The organism is Spirosoma profusum (assembly GCF_014699005.1).
In the GTDB taxonomy this organism is placed as follows: Bacteria; Bacteroidota; Bacteroidia; order Cytophagales; family Spirosomataceae; genus Spirosoma; species Spirosoma profusum.
Genome location: NZ_JACWZY010000005.1, coordinates 303317 through 323247 on the forward strand (window position 1 = coordinate 303317; position 19931 = coordinate 323247).

Genomic DNA, 19931 nt, shown 5'->3' on the forward strand with positions numbered 1-19931 from the left:
GGTTATGCATAGCGCGACCCGACATATTATTCAGCGACAAACCGTTTTGGTAGACCAGCCTTCTCTGGCGTTTGGCGTGCAGGAACGTCTGTCGGCTTATTGTCGGTATCAACTTCCGGGATTGCTCGAATCGCTGTTTGATCGGGTAGCCGACGAACACACCGTTATCCGACTTGATACGCTCGATATTGATGTCGGCTCGTTACCCATGGTCGATTTCGAGAATCAGCTTACGCAGCAAATCAGCCAGCAACTCGAACAGGAACTAAACCGAATTCTGCACAATCCACAGGCCAGCGATGGGCGGGTAGAGCGCTACAGCCAGGCCGACGTAATAGGGCGGCAGTTTTACTTTTTTCTGCAACACGGCTACCTTCCTCCGTGGGCCAATACGACGGCCATCGAGCAAATCAGCGACTGGCTGATACGTGCCGAAGCAGCTCCATTTCGGGCTAAACTGGTGGCTTTGCTACGTCATCAGCCAACTGCACTTAGCCGTTTAATTGCTCATTGTAGCGACGAGGCTTTGATTAGTCTTTGTACTACGCCAACCGGTTGGTCAGGAAAGCCTGGCCACCTGTTCGATTGCCTGCATCGCGAAATCAACCAACTTCCTCGGTACGTTATTCGTGCGTGTTATTGGCATGCTGTTTTCGGGAAACTGGAAGGCAGTGGCGATCCAACGGATGCACGCGTACTAATGCATTTTTATGAATCGTTGTACGTAGCAAGTGCCACTACGTTAGTGAGTGCTACGTTGTCAACGGTCCCTCTGCTACGTTCATTTTTCCAAAAATTACAGAAATCCGTTCGGCAGGGAACACAGGGAATGCCAGACGCCGAACGTAGCAGATTCATCGATAGTCTGCAACAACTGGTCAACCAGACGAACGGTCCGAGAAACAGCACAGAAGAATACGATACTACGTCCTTTTCAGGCAAACCATTAACTAAAGATTTACAGTCTGACCAGCCATCAACTATTTCCGCCGATCAGGTTAACAAAGACAGTCTGATAAATCGGAATTCACCGACGGAAATCGATTCCGATAATCGGAACGTAGTACCGAAGCCTACCACCAACTGGCCGCAAACGAAACCCCTGATCGACGGAGAAGAAATCTACGTACCGTTAGCCGGGATTGTGCTGCTGCATCCGTTTCTGAGCATTCTATTCACCGAACACAACCTCATTCATAACAAAGCATGGGTCAGTTCCGAAGCTTCGGTGAAGGGCACCCAGTTATTGACCTATCTGGCTACTGGAACTGACCGTTGTCCGGAATACAAGCTGCCGTTGGTCAAATTGTTATGTGGCCTGCCGTTCGATACGTTCGTATCGCCGGAGATTATGCTCACTGAAGCTGAAAAACTAAGTGCAGTCGAGGTGCTTGAGGCCATCATTTCGCACTGGCAGGCATTGGGCACTACGTCGCCTGCGGGCCTGCGGGAGTCGTTTCTGCAACGCGAAGGCAAACTGACCGCCGTTGAAAGTGGCTGGCGACTCACCGTTGAACGCAAAACAATTGACATACTCCTGAACCGATTACCCTGGGGCCTTTCGATGATAAAACTCCCCTGGATGTCCGACCTGCTCTTTGTTGACTGGGCTTAATTCGATAACCATTATTCTCTTCCAACCATGAACCTTCGCCATTATCCCATTCTGCTGTTCGTCCTGTTGTTCCTTCCTGGCCTTACGTATGCTGTAGACCCTCAGGATATTGACGCAGCGAACCAGGCCAATAACACGGCCTTTACCCTTCAATTTATTATCGGCCAGCCGAAAACAATCCAAATTCACATTGCCAACCCCGGAGCCAATACGTTCTGGGGATTTGGATCTGTGAACTTCCCGGGATGTGGTCCGGCAGGAGGAGAAATATACACCTGTCAGGGTATTACGCTTCGTCTGCCCGCCAACTCTACCACTACACCTGTATCGCCTACGTTGCCCGCCACCGTCGAGTGGACAGGTGCCAGTCCGCCGTTAGGGGTCGTTAATTTCACGCTCATCATTGGCGACGGCACTTTTTCCCGAACGTATACCCTCGAATTTCGGCAGCCTCTGGATGTGTTTTTTGTGCTTGATAAATCGGGCAGTATGGGCACCGTTACGTCGGGAACCACTACCCGCATGAGTGCCATGAAAACGGCCGTTAACGGATTTCTCGGCAAACTCTCCGACCCTGCATTTGCCGGCAGTACCGACCGCATTGGGCTAAATTTCTTCGATACAGGTGTTACGTTGCCAGCCGGTGCGGCCATGCTTCCCCTGACGCCCGCAACGGCCACAACGTTAAACACAGCCATCAATCCGGTAAGCCCCTCCGGCTCAACGGCAATGGGAGCGGGCGTAAACGACGCTAAATCCAAACTGACCGATGCGACCCACACACGCGACATGATTGTGTTTACCGATGGAGAGCAGAACGTAGCGCCATTGGTCAGCAATGATGGGCAAAATGTGGGGGGCGTAAACATCAATCCCTCCTATCCGGCTCCGGCAAACAGCATCCGACTGTTTACCATCGGCATTGGCAGTCCCAGCAGTACGTACCTGAATACTCTCAAAAACATGGCTTCAGCCAATCGGGGGCAGTGCCTGCTCACATCCAACGGCATTGATTTTACCAACAGCGATGGCGTACCCATCGGCAATATCGATGCGGTGTTCACCCAAACGTTCATCAACCTGCTTCACGATGCCAGTCCGCAATTGGTTAAGTTTACGTCAGGTCCTATCGTCAGCGGACAGCAATTGATTGATTTCCCGCTCAACAGGAACGTAGAGGACTTAGTGATTGAAATCAAGCTGAACAAAAGCTTTGAAATACCTTCGTTGGCACCCATTCTGGGGTCAATACGTGTTTCGCGGAATGGCACGGACGTAACAGGTTTAGCCACACCACGTTGGGTCGGTAATTACCTCAATACCTACTGGCTGAGTTTTTCATTTAATAGCGAACGGGCGCGGGCGGCTAACCTACAGTCGGATGGTACCTGGCAGGTATCGGCCATACCCAATAGTGCCGCGCAGGGACTAACGTATCGACTTGCCGTTATAGCCGACGACCACCTACTGGACTACACCTGTACCCAGTCATTACTTCGACCCAAAGTGAATGATACTCAGCATTTTTCGGTGAAGCTGAGCTACCTGGGTAAGCCCATCCAGAATGCAACCGTTACGGCCACCGTTTATCGGCCTAAGGAAGAAATTGGCGATCTGATTGCCCGTAATCCGCTGAAAGTACGGGCTCCCAGAATCAACCCGGATCGGTCGGCACTGGGTATTTTGAAATACCAGACGCTGTTACTTCGTGATCCGAATTTTGTGAAGGCGCTGACGCCTATAGAAACGGAAGTGCCGATGACCCATCAGAGCAATGGTCAGTATGAAGCGGATTTCTCAGGACTTAGCGTGGCCGGTATCTATCAGGTACTGTTCCGGATTCGAGGCACCGACAGTCTCAGCGGCACCTACGACCGGGTCGAGATGCAGAGTATGTATGTGGAACCTGCCCCTATCGATCCAGCCCGCTCAACGGTTGTACGAAAAACTGTAAATGGCATATTGACTGTCACCATGAAACCTGTTACTACTACGGGTAAATTGGTAAGCGCGGCCGCTGACGCTTTTAACGTAAATGCGCCCCAGGCTAGACTCAACAGTATACTTGATAATCAGGATGGTAGTTATACACTAACGTTTAGTGGGAATATAAAGTCCGTCGGTACGATCCACCTATTCAATCAGAAACTTTTTTCAGGACGGATTGATGCTATAAAATTAACCAATGTGGATGTGATCAGGCAGCCCGACACACGGCTTGACCCGACGACGCCCGTTCGAAGAGTTACTCCCGTTCGACGCAATCCAGTACGTATTACGAACCCGCAAACGCCCATTCGACGCAATCCTTGAAAATCAGAGCGAAAACGCCTTTCATTTTTCTGATGTCATTGTGCTTTTCTCCTGTCTTATACCTTCATTATACAGTTGTCCCTTCATTTGTTTATGCTATGGAACCGCAGGACATAGATGCAGCTAATCAGGCGAATAACACGACGTTTACACTCGAATTTCGTGTAGACTCACCCAAAAAAGTACCGATTCATATCAGTAACGCAACAGCGAATACGTTCTGGGGTTTCGGTGCTGTGAACTTTCCAGGCTGCGGTCCGGCGGCTGGCGAAATCTATACCTGCCGTGGAATTACCATTCGGCTGCCAGTCGGCTCGCGATCAGGTGAGGTCGATCCGGCCTTACCGGCTACTGTTGAATGGACAGGTTCAGATACTCCGCAAGGTTCTATCAATTTTACCCTGAATATTGGGGATGGAACCTTTAGCCGAAATTACATAGTCAAATTCGTGCAGTCAGGGGAGCCCGCGCCACCTCCTCCACCCCCACCTCCATTCAGTATCGACCCGGTCCAATCTACTGTGGTTGGCGGACGAATAGTAAATGGCCGACTACCTGTGCTCGTAATACTCGTCGCGCCCGACGGGAAAGCGGTCACAGGAGCCGCCAGCGCCTTCAAAGTAGTATCGTCAACCGTCCGGCTGAATGGTGTCACAGAGAATCAGAATGGCGAATATACACTAATCCTTCGCGGCAACTTTGACAGATTTGGCAGAATTGAGTGTTCCGATGTGCTTCTTTTTGGAGGCATTTTCAAAACACTGGACCCTGGTCCCCACCCACGCTGAACAACAGAGTAGGTAATAATGGAAATCGGAACTAAAAAATCGGCCAAAGCCCTATCGAGACTGCCTGCATCCGGGCAGAAAGGCCCTTTTCTAGGGTCGCCGACGGAGTCATCACCTGACGTTTTTTTTCCGAAAGCCCTTGTCCAGCCTAAACTCGAAATCAGCCAACCCGGCGATGCTTTCGAGCAGGAAGCCGATGCCACCGCCAACCACGTTATGCGTATGGCACAGCCAGCAGCCGGGAATGACGGGTCAGGTGGAGGTGACGACAACCACGTAGCACCCGCCAGCAACGGAGTTGACGTAATGCCCAAATGCGCAGCCTGCGAAGAGGAAGAGAAGCAGGAACAACCTGAGGTTCAGGCCAAAGAGCAGCCCAGCTACTCGTTCGACTGGTCGACCATTATGCGGGCGCCAATCGACGAGGAAGAAGATCGGCCAAACATTATTCAGGCGAAAGAACGTAGCGACCAAACGCACCTGATGCTGAAATGCAGCCATTGCGAAGCGGAGGAACGTAGTGAAAATGCTATACAACGTAAAGCAAACGAAAACGATACGTCCGGCGGGTCTGGGTTTAGTCTGGAAAGTTACCTGCAACGTAGCACTACGTCGGGGCAGCCCATGGACCGGGATACTGCTACGTTTATGGAGTCTCGGTTCGGGGCTGATTTTTCGTCGGTGAGAATCCATAACGATACGTCGGCCGGGCAGGCATCCGACTCCATCCGGGCGCGTGCCTTTACACACGGACAGAACATTCACTTCAACCAGGGCGAATACCAGCCCCAGACCGACAGTGGTCGGTGGTTGCTGGCGCATGAACTAACTCATACGCTACAACAAAGCACGGGTGCGGTGCAGCCCAAAATCAACGTATCGCGAATGGGAAGTGCCCAGCCCATGCGGAAAGCCAAACCCGACGAACCGGCGTATCATGAGTTTTTGATGGGTGGGCGAAAAGCATATGAAGCTGCCAAGGCTGCCAATCTCGATAGCTGGTATGACGGGTATAAGTTTTTCAATCTTTTTGAGGAAGAAGGTATTTATCCCGGCTCGCATCCGAATGCTTATGCTACCCGCGTTTACGAGCTTCAGGAGAAACTACATGAGCTAATCAACGACGAGAAAAAGTATCCCGCCGAAAACATCACCGGGATGCTGGAGCCTGATTTCAGCAATAGTGCTACGTTGAACGCACTGCTCGCCGTAGCGGACAAATACGTAAAAGACGGCGGAAATAGTCAGGTCGATGCAATAGGCCTCGGTGCTGATATGCTGAAACGGGTGAACCGGCTCATTACGTCCATCGACCCGAAAGCGCCACCATTAGAGTCGCGACTGTTTCAGGGAATCAAGCAGTTGAATATGGTCAACAGCAGTGCCAGTTTCACAATTGGCAAAGGCGACCAGGGTTTCTACGTAGCAGTGATCCAGTCGGCGCTACTGCAACTCAACTATACGTTAGGTGCCGACTACAGGTTGGTCAAAGGTGATCAGGAAAAAACGGTAACCGGCATTTTCGGCGATGATACCCTTAAGGCTGTTGAGCAGTTTCAGATGGATTCGGGCCTGGAAGGCAAAGACATCGACGGCGTAGTGGGGCAGATTACCCTTCGGCTCATCGACCGTCGGCTGGAAAAATACGTTCGAACCTCCCATAGCTATTACGACGCCAATAGTATCGGATTCACGGTAGCCGTTACAAAGGAAGACATTCCGTCGGACCCCTCGAAAGCTGAGGAGATCAAGCATAACATGCTGATCAGGACGATTATGGCGGCCATGCCCTTAACTAAAAGTGAAGCGGAAAACCTGCTCACCAGCGGATGGCACTGGCTCTCGTACCGCGACGTCACCGTTGACGACGTAGCGAAAGGCTATATCGTCAATTCCATCACGAAAGAGAGCTATGAGAAGATTATGGGTAAGCCCAAAGGCAGCACCGGCGGCATTACCGAAGAACATCTCTCAGAGCAGATCATCGATCAGGCCCTATCGCTACAGGCAATGGGCGCGCTCTATCAACTCCAGAAAGAAGTCAAGGCGCTTGAGAAACAGCGTGATAGCTTTAAAGACCTCGTTATCCAAAGTGAAGGGTATACATCGACCATGCTGTCGGAACAACTCGCAAGTGTCGAGGAACAACTAAAAGCCAAAGTCGAAGCGCGTGATAAAGAACTCAACCGACTGGGTTTCAAGAGTATTGACGAGTTCACGAACAAACAGGATCAGTTCGTGAAAACGTTCCTGCAATATGCCGCCATGATTGCCTTCAAGATGTTGGGACAGAACGAGGCCAAAGCCAGTGTCGAATCCCAGCACTACGAAAACATCGACGAGATCCGAAAACTAAAGGAAGCGATTACCCTACTAAACACCTACTACGCCAATGCCGAAACGTATCTGATGCAGGGATTCAGCTACGTTCAAACTGACGGGAAAGATGCGAACAAATACAAAACCCGCTGGGACTACGTAATGGCCAATCAACACTGCGACGAAGGGGGATGCGACGGCGCCATCTACGAAGCGCAGATACAATCGGCCTGGCAGGCGAGTGTAAAGGAAAAATCAACGAAAAATCCGTACTACGCTAAACTCTTCGATGAAGAAGCCACCGCGTTTAAATACCTGAAAGACAAGTCTGAAGTATTTCCAATTCTGGGCAATCCAAAGTTCAACGTACGCGAAAAGGGTCCTAATTACGCCAAGAAAACCAACGAATCACTACGTGACGAAGTACGCGAAATCATCGGCACCCGCACCTCCGACGATGGTGTACTGCACAACATTGCGGCCACCCGCGAGCGCATCCGGGGCAACGTAGAGCTGATCTGGGAAATGCCCCCCGTTATTGCCCTGGCAAAAGCGGAACTGGGCATCATTGAAGGCACCGTACTCGATAATATTATTATGGATGCCTACAAAGCCCATAAAGACGAGGGCTTCTGGAAAACCATTTTCAAAGCCGCGCTGGGTATCGGGTTAGGACTGCTCGCGCTCGTATCAGGGCCTGTTGGCTGGGTGGCCCTCGGCGCCAGTATTGCCTACGGCGCTTACGAAGCCTACGAAACATTTCAGGACATAAAATTCAGGCGAGAAGCCTCGGAAACCGCCATCGATGAGGAAAATATGGCGCTCATGCACGACAAACCCTCTTACTTCTGGTTTGTCGTCAGTCTGGTGGGTGTTGGGCTGGATGTAGTTCAGGCGGCCAGACTCGTCAAAGCGGCAAAAGTCGGAATTGAGCTGTCGAAGGGCGTTCAAGAGTCGATCAATGCCGAAATTGCCGCCAGCAAGCTCAGACAGACAGCCCTCAAGGCAGGCAGCAAAGAAGCCGTTGACATTGGTCGGCGGATTGAGCGACTCGAAAAAGCGCTGACAGAAATCGACTGGGTACACTATGCCGAACACAGCAAGATTCTGACCGTACTGAAAGACAGTCCGTTTGCCGTGCGATTCATGGCCGACGCGCTCAAAGAACCCGGTCTGGCCAAAGCCTTTACGAGACTGGCGAAACTGAATCTGTCGGAAGATCTGATGAAAACCGTGGTCGGGATGTACGCGGGTGTTGGCAAGAAAGCCATCGGTGAACTGCCCGAACTAATGCGGCTCATTGAAAGTGGAAAGCTGGCAGGCAATTCCGCCCTCACCCAGACCATACTGACCGATCTGAAAGTACAGAAAGCCCTGCTAGACAGTGGTGATCCGGCCAAAATCGCCAAACTTTTCGGCGAGTGGGAAGCCACCTCGGCGGGCAAGGCGCTAAGCTTTGCCGACCACCTCAAGGCCAGTGGCCTGAATACCTTCTTCCAGAAAGGCGTAGTGCTAACCGAACGATACGGTGCCGAGTTCGCGCAGATGGGCAACCTGCTGAAGAACAAGCTGATTCTGCGCGAAATAGAACCATTACTGGTCGAAGCCCTGAACGCCAAACGTCTGCCGCCTTCGGTGCAGCGGTCGCTTGAAGTGACGCTCCAGCGCGACGTACTGGGACTGACCAATGACCTCGGCATCGCGCAGGAGCGCATGGCGAAACAGATTTCCGCCCTCGGCGAGACGCTCCAGTTCCAGCATGAATACCTGGCCGTGAGTAGTCTGCTGCAAAACGCTCAATCGCGCAAGCTACTTTGGGATGCGGCCGTGAATTTGCCGGGGCGGGCCGATTACCTCAAGATTATGGAAGAGGTAACGAAGGCCAATCCAGAGAAAATGGGCAAGATCATGGACGACCTGATCAAAATTGGCCCCATCACCGACAAAAGCACTTTAGAAAAACTCATAGCCGACGATGTACTCCGAAAAGCGCTGGCCGACAATCCGCTGGCGGTGTTAGCCCTTAAGAAATGCGCATCTCCCTGCTTCCCGCCTAACGTAACACCCGAACAGATCAAGTTTCTCACCAAACTGATGACGGGTAAGTCGAACGACGAGATTGCCAAAATCAACAATCTCATCTACCAGAGCCGTGGATCGGAAGAGAAACTCGAAGCGGCTATCAAAAGCCTGGACAGCAATTTTGATGATGCAATCAAGGCAGTCAAGACTGTCGACGTAGTGTTCCCAAAAGGTCTGAACGTAACGGACCAGATGCGCTCGTCGGCTAGCGTGCTGGTAAACATGGGATTACCGTCGGATCAGGTCAGCAATATTATCAGGAACGTAGTGGCGCAGGGAGGAGCCAGCAGCACACGGGTCGAAAACCTGCTCGACAGCATGAGTCGGATGCTGAAATTAAATAACCTTAACAAAATATTGACGGGCCTGGAAAGCAGCGACAAAAGTCTCTTCAAAACGGCCGAGTTTCTGGTCGATGAGATTGTCTCACACACGAACCCATCTGAACTGGACAAGCTACTGGGAGTCTTAAAATACCCCGGTCTGCACAAAACCGACGTACTGCTGAATCATTTCACACTGAATGAGTTACGCGATATTCGACTGATAAATCGCGATCAGGTCGAGTTTGTCAGTAACCTGTTCTTCGTTACCCAGAAGGTGAAGGGCACCAAAGCCGAATGGATCAGTCTGGCGAAACAGGCTGGTACGAGCGCCCAGGCCGATCTTCCCAGACTGATACAGATTCTGGAAGGACACACCGGCACCATGACCATGCAGGAGGCTCTGGACGCTATTGCCCGGTCGAAATCGTTTGCCGACGACGTAGCGAAAGCTATGGCTAACTCCGCAAATGGGTATCAGGCAACGGCGCAGAAGGTCTGGGATATTACCGACACCCTTGCGAAAGATGCGCCAATTACCCTGCCCGATAAGTTTTTGAAAGGGGCCGACGGGGCAGGTAGTGCGGCCTATGCACAGGTCATCAAAAAAGGGCGGGGTATCGCCCTGGCCGATGGTACCTTGGCGGGTAAAACCGTTGATTACACGCGCTGGAAGGTACTTATCAGTACAATTGAAAATACGGCCGTATCGCGTTCGATCAAAAACCTGATACGTGGCGAACTCTGGACACTCGTGCACATGCGCTGGCTCGAAGCTAACGGCTACAAAGTTTTCCGCGAAGTGAAAATCTTCGACGGTATTCGCTACGCCAAGGCCGATCTGGTAGCCGTAAAAGATGGAGAAATGTTAATTATTGAAATGAAATCAATAGCGGGCAAACTTACTTCGAATCAGGAGTCTATCTATCCGCTGTTGCAGGACCCTACCCTGCGTAAACAACTCAAGTTTTTTGAAAACCCGGAGGTTGACGCCCTGTTTGCCAAAGATCCGAGCAAAGCCGTTTATCAATTGCTCGAAGAACAGAAATTAGTCCCGCAATAAACGCTACGTAACGCATGGCCTGGAAATTTGGCGGCATCTATCTCAAACACAGCTTCAACGGCGACCCCGTTCTGGCACTCAACCGGCTGGATGTTCACAAGCGGTTTTGCTACGAACGCGCGCGGTTTTCGGTCACTGTCAGTAGTACGTTCGAACCAACAGCGATTGGACTGATTGACAACGTAGCACTGATGCACGACAATGTATTACCGTATGACCACAGCTACGACGCCGATACGTATTACCCTGCTGATCACCGCCTGATGGTGCTTAGTCGCGAGATCGAGAACGTAGTGTTTTACCTCGACGGCATCACCAACAGCTACGGTCTGGCCCATTTTCGGAATGGCGAACGTATCACGCATTTCAGTCAGCTCAGTGGCGAGGTGATTGTGCAGGAAGGTGATTTCGCGCCTGACGCTACGTCGGTTGAAACGCAGTTATTAACCTGGCTCGATACGTTCACGGGCTTGTCGTTCAACAAGTTGATGCAGGATGATGAACCGATAATGGCTTTATTTACAGACACTGGCTTTTAACGCAAACTCGGCAAATCATGAAAAATAGGGTATTACATAAACCGGAACCAGTCCACACCAACGTACCATTCATAGCGGCCAAATCGGCACTGACGGTGAGCCAGCCGGGCGATGCCTCTGAACGTGAAGCCGATGCCGTAGCCGAGCGGGTGACTGGTGACAGCACAGCCGACGTATTGCCCAGTGCTACGTTCGTACCGCCCGCCATCCAGCGCAAATGTGCCGAATGCGAGGAAGAGGAGAAAACCGTACAGCGGCAAGAGCAGTCGACTGCTACGTCTCCATCTGGTACATACGCGCTAAAGAGTCAACTGGATAATCAGGCCGGGCAGGGTTCCGTGTTGCCTGGCGGTACTCGTCAGCAGATGGAAGGGGCGTTTGGAACTGACTTTGGCGGGGTGCGTGTACATATTGACAATCAGGCTGTAATGCTGAGTCGTCAGTTAAATGCCCATGCCTTTACATATGGAAAGGACATTTATTTCGACGATGGTCGGTTCGATACGTCTTCTTCGGGTGGGCAAAAATTATTGGCCCACGAACTGACTCACGTCGTGCAGCAGAGCGGGGCAGTTCAGCGACAGATTCAGCGACAGGAGGCCCCGCAAGATACGACCGTTCCCCCTCCAACGGAGCTTTACGAAATGACCGATGAAGATTGGGAGGAAGCCTTTCGCGAACAGCAGGAACTGATCGATTTCGTACTGGAATCTTTCCGTCGACCCGGTCGTGCCGACTCCGTTACGTTCCTAAGTCGTTTGCGGGGATTATCGGCCTCGCAGGCTACCCAATTAGCCTATAGTGATACGTTCTTCAACGAAATTGGCCGAACCTTCCGGGGTCGGTCGCTCTGGACGGTCTTCTCGATTTTGTTCTTCAACAATCGACAAAACGAACCCTATACACGCCTGAGCATGGCGATGTTTATGGGCGATGCCCGGCTGGTAGTCGATCTGCTCAGTATGATCGTTCTCCAGCAAACCGACGCCCGATTCTACGAAATGCTACGTCGGGCGCTGGCGCATGAGTTTAACGGAAATGCGCTCCTCCCCGAAATGCTACGTCTCATCGACCACCGCAGCGATGTAGGTATCAGCCAGCGGCACGATGCTACGTATGATGAGGTGCATTATGAAAAAAACGCGGCTGGCAACTATGCCCTGAGCACGATGACCGGCACGATATCGGCCAACAGTTATATTTCGGGTAACGACCTGCGCGTAATCGTACGTATCCGATTTATGGACGGAAATAGTGGCCAGGGTTTTTACTTCCTTGGGGACAACACCGATGTGTATGACCGCTGGCAGCGGGCCATGACCAACGCCTGGAACAACAAGTTTGCGGCCACGAATGGCGTCAATACGTTAAATGTGGTTTTTGTACCTTTATTCCTGAGCGAACCCGATCCACAGGCGATGAGCATTCGGGTAATGACCGATAAAACACAGCGATGTAGCCCATCAACCGAACCGGGCCGATCTGAACAGACCTGCTGGTTCCTGAACGTATCGGACCGGACTGTGGCTCACGAATTCGGGCATATTCTGGGCGCATCAGACGAGTACAACCTGCCGGGTAGTTATCAGGAGGTACGTAACGCCGGTATTACGCTCAGTCCTGAGGATATGATGGCGTCTACGGTTGAGGGGATTCGTGGAGCGGCTCGGCCAGCCATCGGAGCAAGAGGTGGCTACGATGTTCCCAGTCTGATGGGATCCGGTTCAACGGTTGTTGAAACTCGGCACCTGTCGCGGCTGATGCGTTTAATCAACGCGGGCCTACCTGCCGGAACTCCTCCCTTCCAGCTACGTTCCCGTTCGTAACCACTACGTCCACAAACCTGCCTTATGTCTAACTATCAACCGCCGACGTCATCGATACCCGTTTTACAGGCGGGTCTCGACTACCTGGAAGCCTACATCTGCGAACGGCTCAATGTTTACTTTGGGCGTACTCCCGCATTTCAACTTCCAACCTCGCCAATTTTTGACGGAAACTCGCTGCTCGCTACGTTCGTCATCGATCAAAACCTGTCGGCGGAAGAGTTTATAGTGCTGATGCTGGCGTTAATGCCTCATCTTCGGCCAGCACTACTCACAAACTGCCTGAATAAATACCTGCCGCAGGGTGGCGACTTCATAGAGTTAGGTGGCGTGAAGGGCACCAATCACCGGGGTATTCTGCCCACAGGCGACACGGCCCTTTTTATTCTGGCGGGCGATGATCTGAGCCGACGTATCGAGTTGCAGAAATTGTTCAGCCGAACACATTTATTCGCAGCCAATGGCATTCTTCGGCTCGAAACCCTGAAAGGCGGGGAGCCACCCATGAGCGGTCGACTATTAATCGATACCGATTTCCTGTATAACGTACTGTTCCGAACGAATTACGTGGAATCGTTCAGTTCTGAATTTCCGGCCGAACTGCTGACAACCGAAATGGCATGGAGTGATCTGGTGTTGAATGCCGCTACGTTGCGCCAGATTCGCGAACTCGAAACCTGGATTCAATATAACGACGTACTAATGCAGGAATGGGGCATGCATCGGCAGCTAAAACCGGGCTATCGGGCATTATTCCACGGCCCTCCCGGAACTGGCAAGACGCTTACCGTTACGTTACTGGGCAAGTTCACAAACCGGCCTGTGTTTCGGGTCGATTTATCGGCGGTGGTGTCTAAATACATTGGCGAAACTGAGAAGAATCTATCCAGTCTGTTCGATAAGGCCCAACACAAAAACTGGATACTCTTCTTCGACGAAGCCGACGCCATTTTCAGCAAACGCACCAACGTAAAAGATGCCCACGACAAATACGCCAATCAGGAAGCGTCTTATCTGCTACAACGGGTGGAGAGTTATCCGGGTATCGTGATTCTGGCGTCCAATTTCAAAGCTAACATCGACGAAGCCTTTTTACGCCGGTTTCAGTCGGTCATTTATTTCCCCATGCCCGGCACCGCTGAACGTAGCAAACTCTGGCAAAACGCATTTCCTGTTCAGGTAGCGCTGGAAGATTCCATCCAGCCTGAGCGTATTGCGGCCACCTACGAACTGAGCGGTTCCAGCATCACCAACGTAGCGCACTACTGCTGTTTGCAGGCTCTGGCCGACAATACGAAAGTTATTACATTAAAAAACCTTCAGAAAGGCATCGAGCGGGAATACGCCAAAGAAGGACGCATGCTGTAATACATTGTATATAAGCCACTATATAGTGCTACGTCATTAGGAGATCCGCTACGCTACGTAGTGGTTGCTACGTTTTTGGCGTTCGCCCTGGAGCAGAATCCTTATTCTGCGTCGTTAAATTCAATTTTTGAAAAAATAAGTACAAATAGACTAAGTGTTATTTGGCGCTTAATCGTCTTTGTAATAGAACGGCTTGAATTGGCCGTTACTGGATTACACGTAAGTACAAAGAGCATATCCAGGGAATATGTCCTGAGATTACAGCGGAACAAGACTCGCCAGTGAAGCAGTATTGAGGATTGGCGTAGTTGTATTGACCCTTGAAGAAACTGATCCATGAATCATTAACGAGAACCCCTTAACTATGAAAAAACTAGTACGCATACTGCTTCTGCTTGGAGTGGTGCTGGGAGGAGTACGGCCCGGATTTTCGCAAGTACTGGCCAAAGCACAGCAACTTCCTCAGCGAGAGAAATCGTGGAAAGCTTCGCCCCAGAAGTTGAAAGATGTGCTGAAGAAACTTCAGGAATACTATTCAACTGACATTCTATTTTTTGATCGGAACATCGAAGGGCTGTTTGTGATGGGCAATACCGTCAACTTCAATATGGGTATTGAACAGAACCTGAGTACCATTTTGAAACCATTGGGACTTCGTTATAAGAAAGTTAAGAACGGGGGCTATGTGGTTATGACAAGAGGGACGTCCGGGAAAATTGAAACGAACGGTGCTCCGGAGACTGTAACCGCACCCGACGTAATCGAGAAACCTGAACCTGAGTCTGATAGGCGGGAGTCGTCGCTGATTGAACCAAGAATGCCGCTGGACAACAGGCTAGCCGATATTCCGGTCCAGGGGAGGGTAACTGACGAAAAAGGGGAGAGTTTGCCGGGGGTGAGCATCGTCGTGAAAGGGTCGCAACGGGGCGCTACGTCCGATGCTGAGGGAAAGTATAGGCTGGATATCCCGAATGAATCTGCCGTGCTTATTTTTAGCTACGTGGGGTATCTGGCTCAGGAGGTTGCGGTTGGCAATCGAACCATTGTAGATGTTACGTTATCAACTGACAATAAGACACTTGAAGAGATAATTGTAGTAGGTTATGGAACAGTTAAGAAGAAAGACTTAACGGGTTCGGTAGGCGTCATCAGCGCGAAGGAAGTAAAAGATCTGGGCGTAACTCGTATTGAACAGGGACTAGCTGGTCGCGTGGCTGGGGTGCAGGTAAAAACGGTTTCAGGCGAACCGGGCGCGGCTCCGCAAATCCGCGTTCGTGGTATTGGGAGCATTTCGGCGGGAGCAAGTCCTTTATACGTAGTGGATGGCTTCCCGACAGATAACATTCAGACTATCAACCCTAATGACATCGAAACACTGGACATTCTGAAAGATGCCTCAGCTACAGCTATTTACGGGTCGCGCGGTTCGAATGGCGTAGTAATTATTACCACCAAACGGGGCAAATCCGGCAAGGCAACTATTTCCCTGGATACGTATTACGGCTGGCAAAGTGTTTTGAAAGTGCCCATCATGAAAAATTCAGTCGAGCAGGCTCAATTCTTCTACGATGGTATGCGCAACAAGAACCTGGATGCTGGTCGGGACGTAACAGGACCGCCAACAGGCTGGGCTACGCCGGTTCCTCAGATTATTATGGACGTATTGCAGGGACGTAACACGACCGACGTAAACTCACTCGATAAAGTCTTGATAACGGCTCCCCAAAGCCAGATTCAGTTATCGGCAACGGGCGGTTCCGAAAACATCAAATACGCCGTAAGTGGAGAGTATTTCAACCAGGATGGGATCATTATCAACAGTGGTTTCAAGCGCTATTCGCTACGTACCAACATCGATGCGCAACTGTCGAAACGACTGTCGATGCGCGTTAGCGTCAATCCGTCGTATACAGATCTACGTTCACTTCCATCCACAGGTGTGAGCGGTGGTACGGCTGCTACGTTGGGTATTGTGGCTTCTACGTTACAGGTCCATAATTTCCGGCCCCTGCTGAATCCGGACGGCAGCTATTTCAATTATGCCGGCCTGGGCGATATGGCGGATATCTACAACCCATTAGCCGTTGCGCAGGAAACCATTACGTCCCAGAAGAACCTGCGTTTGCTGGGTAACGTCGGCATCGACTATCAGATCATCAATGATTTAAAATTCAGTGTTCTGATCGGCGGAAGTGTCCTGAATAACAAGGGGATGTATTTCCGACCCCAGCGACCCTACTTTGCCAACGAGCTTCCGACAGGGTCTGATAATGCGTCTATGATTACCAACTGGCTTACGGAGTACACGCTTAACTATAACAAAAACTTCGACAAACATTCGATTACGGGGCTGGCTGGTTATACCGTTCAGAAAGAGCGCGGAGAGATTAGCACAATGAGTAGCAATAGATTCCCTAACAACCTGGTGCCTACGCTAAGCGCCGTGGGCGGGCTGATCAGCAACGGTACGGCTTCGATCTACGAGTGGTCTTTGCTGTCATATCTGGCTCGGGTAAATTACAATTACAACAGCAAATACTACGTAACAGCTTCGATTCGTACCGATGGATCGTCGCGTTTTGGAGCGAATAATAAATACGGTCTGTTTCCTTCGGCAGCGCTGGCGTGGCGTGTTTCGGATGAAAATTTCCTGAAAAATATCCGGAATATCAACGAACTCAAATTACGGCTCAGTTATGGTGAAACGGGCAACAATAATATTGGCAATTACGACCAATACGCTACCGTCAACTACGAAAACTACGGCCTCGGCAATAGCGTAGCAACGGCCATTGCACCTGGTCGGATTGCAAACCCAAACCTGACCTGGGAAAAACAAAAATCCGTCAATATGGGTGTTGATGCCAGCTTTTTCAACAGCCGACTCAACCTCTCCATCGACCATTTCCAGACCCGTAACACCGACCTGTTGCTGAACGTGAATATCCCGAATAACACCGGATTCAGTACGGCCCTGCAGAACATTGGTGAAGTACAAAATACGGGTTGGGAGTTTGTAGTCAACACCGTCAATGTGGATCGAAAAATCAAATGGACAACCGACCTGAACCTGTCGACGTATCGCAATAAAGTCATCAAACTGGGGCCACAGGGCGATCCTATTTACTCAGGTAATAGTGTCACCATGATTGGGCAACCGATTGGTATGTTTTTTGGCTGGAAAGTCGACGGTATTTTTAAGACCCAGGCTGAATTAGACAAAGGACCGATTTACAATCCGGGCGGTAGTGATCGCTCGCGCGTGGGCGATGTGCGATTTGTCGATATCGATGGCGATGGCGTCATTACCAACGCCGACAAAACGATTATGGGCTCGCCTTATCCCGACTTTTTTTACGGTATGACCAATCGCGTTTCCTTTAAAAACCTGAGTTTAAGCGTTAGTCTGCAAGGCTCGCAGGGAAATATGATTTACAATACGTCGCGGGGTGGTGGCAACAGTGGTCGGGCTCGCGTTCGGGGGTACGCTTTCAGCAACAACTACTGGAAATCGGAGCAGGACCCCGGCGACGGAAAAACGCCCCGGCCCAACGATACGCCCACTGGTGGGGTTCGACTGCCCAGTCAGCTCTTTCTGGACACTGGTACGTATCTGCGGGTCAACAACATCACGCTGGCATACGTAGTACCAAGCGCCATTACGCAGCGGTTAAAACTCGGTTCGCTTCGGGTATATATGAACGCAAATAATCCTTTCATTTTCACGAAATACACGGCGTTTAACCCGGAGTCAAGCACCACAGAAAACCCTCTGCAACCGGGCGTCGAAGCCAACGATTATCCCTTGCAGAAAAGCATCATGGTTGGTTTAAATGTCGGTTTTTAACGTAGTGAACCCGTAAACAGGAAAGACATGAAAAAGATATTTTGCATAACAATTCTGGTAGGTCTGTTCACTACGTCGTGCCAGAAAAGCTTTATTGAATTGAATCCCATTTCGACGGTCAGCGTCGATGCGGTCTATAAAACGGACAAAGATTTTCAGGATGCTGTTGTCGGTATTTACAGTTCGCTCCGGAACCAGTACCAGGATTTCTGGATATTCGGTGATCTGCGGTCCGATGGCTCGTGGCACGCGCTGGGCAATGATGCCTTTCTGGTGTCGGTCGATAAATTCAATATGAACAGTGATGCCAATTTGATGATCTCCACCTGGCGAAATTATTACAGTGCGATCAATCGGGCCAATCTGGTTTTATCGAGCATCGAAGGAGCCGATCCAGCCGTTGTGATAAATAAAGATCGACACGTAGCGGAGGCTAAGTTTTTGCGCGCATTCGCCTATTTCGATCTGGTCCGCATCTTTGGTGACGTACCGTTGAATACCAAGCCCACAACGATTGAGGAAGGCTACACAAAGACGCGTGAAAAAGTCGACAAGATCTACGACGAAGTCATTATCAAGGATTTACTGGACGCCGAAGCCAAACTACCAACTAAATATACGGGGGCCGATGTTGGCCGGGTCACGAAAGGAGCGGCTAAAGCCATTCTGGGGCGGGTGTACATGACGCGCAAGGACTTTGTGAAGGCAGAAGCGAAATTACAGGAAGTAACAACCCTGGGTTATTCGTTATTGGCCAACTACGCTGATCTGTTCGATTATTCGAAAGACGAGCACCACAATGAATACATCTTCGATATTGAATATCAGGACGGCAATCTGGGTGCAGGCAGTGGCTATTCCAACAAATTTTTACCTAAATCAGCGAACTCACTCGCTGAAACGTTTTACGGAATCAAAGGCGGAGCTGGTGAGCAAAATACCCCAACGCTCGCACTGTTCGACATGTTCGATGCAAAAGACCTCCGGCGTGACGTAACGGTTGCGAAAGGATATACTGATAATAACGGCGTGTTTCAGGGCTTTTTACAGATTGCTACGTTCACCAAAAAATATTTAGCGATCACCAACACCCTGAACGACAGTAAAGTAAACTGGAAAGTGATACGTTATGCCGACGTGTTGCTGATGCTGGCCGAAGCACTAAACGAAAATGGCAAAACGGATGCGGCATTAACGTATCTGAATCAGGTGCGTACCCGCGCCAAAATGCCAGTGTACACCATGATGACCAAAGACCAGCTACGTAGCAAAATTTACGATGAGCGAGTTTATGAATTGTCGATGGAAGGCGTGCGCTGGTTTGACTTAGCCCGAACGGATCGGCTGTCAACTGTGATGACACCACTTGGCTACAAAGCGCACAACGCCGTTTTCCCGATTCCGCTGGTCGAAATACAGATTATCAACAATCCTTCGGTTTTGCCTCAAAATCCGGGGTATAATTAATGGTTATTTTTTTGTCATGCTGACGAAGGAAGCATCTTATGGTTTCCTTGTTCTCAGGTTAGGAGGCTTTAAGATGCTTCGTGCCTCAGCATGACAAAAAACCTCATAATCAAAGATTTCTCCACATTCAATTGATATGATGAAACAAAATATCAGTCTGGTAATCAGCCTGTTCATGCTTCTGGTCGGAATTCAGGTTGGCTTTGGACAGAAAAAAACCGGTAACTCAACGGACGTATTAAACTACATCGACCCGACGATTGGGAACGTAGCACCACTGCTCAACACCAATCGACCCGTCGTCCACCTGCCCAACCAGATGGTCCGCATGTTCCCCAAACGGCAGGACCATCTCGACATGCAGATCACCGACTTCCCCAT

At 50.6% G+C, this 19931-nt stretch carries 10 protein-coding genes; all 10 read left to right on the forward strand.

Annotated features, from left to right (window positions below; genetic code table 11):
* Positions 1-4: 4 nt before the first annotated feature.
* Complete coding sequence (locus IC229_RS08940; RefSeq protein WP_190886613.1) at positions 5-1615, forward strand: contractile injection system tape measure protein; 1611 nt, start codon at positions 5-7, stop codon at positions 1613-1615.
* 27 nt (positions 1616-1642) lie between these two features.
* A complete protein-coding gene (locus tag IC229_RS08945) occupies positions 1643-3928 on the forward strand; it encodes a vWA domain-containing protein (protein ID WP_190886614.1) in 2286 nt (761 codons plus the stop codon).
* Positions 3929-4026: 98 nt separating this feature from the next.
* Positions 4027-4716 (forward strand): hypothetical protein, encoded by a 690-nt coding sequence (locus tag IC229_RS08950; protein WP_190886615.1) that lies wholly within the window; start codon positions 4027-4029, stop codon positions 4714-4716.
* 18 nt (positions 4717-4734) lie between these two features.
* Entirely contained in the window at positions 4735-10503 is a 5769-nt protein-coding gene (locus tag IC229_RS08955) for an eCIS core domain-containing protein (RefSeq protein WP_190886616.1), read from the forward strand.
* 14 nt (positions 10504-10517) lie between these two features.
* Positions 10518-11042, forward strand: a complete 525-nt coding sequence (locus IC229_RS08960; protein ID WP_190886617.1) for a hypothetical protein — start codon at positions 10518-10520, stop codon at positions 11040-11042.
* 17 nt (positions 11043-11059) lie between these two features.
* The gene (locus IC229_RS08965) at positions 11060-12868 is read left to right on the forward strand and encodes an eCIS core domain-containing protein (protein ID WP_190886618.1); all 1809 of its coding nucleotides are present in this window, start codon (positions 11060-11062) and stop codon (positions 12866-12868) included.
* Positions 12869-12892: 24 nt separating this feature from the next.
* Complete coding sequence (locus IC229_RS08970; RefSeq protein ID WP_190886619.1) at positions 12893-14236, forward strand: ATP-binding protein; 1344 nt, start codon at positions 12893-12895, stop codon at positions 14234-14236.
* Between the two features lie 364 nt (positions 14237-14600).
* The gene (locus IC229_RS08975; RefSeq protein ID WP_190886620.1) at positions 14601-18083 is read left to right on the forward strand and encodes a SusC/RagA family TonB-linked outer membrane protein; all 3483 of its coding nucleotides are present in this window, start codon (positions 14601-14603) and stop codon (positions 18081-18083) included.
* 27 nt (positions 18084-18110) lie between these two features.
* Positions 18111-19550, forward strand: coding sequence for a RagB/SusD family nutrient uptake outer membrane protein (locus tag IC229_RS08980; RefSeq protein ID WP_190886621.1), 1440 nt, complete (start codon positions 18111-18113; stop codon positions 19548-19550).
* A gap of 136 nt (positions 19551-19686) precedes the next feature.
* Positions 19687-19931: hypothetical protein (locus IC229_RS08985; protein WP_223833924.1), on the forward strand; the 245-nt coding region annotated here is incomplete at its 3' end.